The sequence below is a fragment of the Streptobacillus felis genome (genome assembly GCF_001559775.1).
Classification (GTDB): Bacteria; Fusobacteriota; Fusobacteriia; order Fusobacteriales; family Leptotrichiaceae; genus Streptobacillus; species Streptobacillus felis.
Window position 1 is genome coordinate 1 of record NZ_LOHX01000268.1, and the last position, 228, is coordinate 228.

Annotated in this window: 1 protein-coding gene; it reads right to left on the reverse strand. The window is 37.7% G+C overall.

Annotated elements, in window-relative coordinates; all coding sequences use genetic code 11:
* Positions 1–228, reverse strand: a 228-nt coding sequence (locus AYC60_RS04700) for a dUTP diphosphatase (RefSeq protein WP_414162582.1), incomplete at both ends; no start/stop codon positions are given.

Consider the following 228-nt stretch of genomic DNA (forward strand, 5'->3'; position numbering starts at 1 on the left):
GCCTTAATATATGGTGCACTAACTAATTGTGCTATTCTTTCAAATTTTTCGATCACATAGTCTTCCTTACTATGATTATGTAGTGCAACCATTCTTTCTCCACGATAATCACTATCAATACCTCCAACCTTATTTGCAGGCGCTATTCCCTTTTTCAACGCTAATCCACTACGTGCATAAACAAGCCCGACTAAACCTGCAGGTATTTCAAGTGATCTTCCTGTTTTT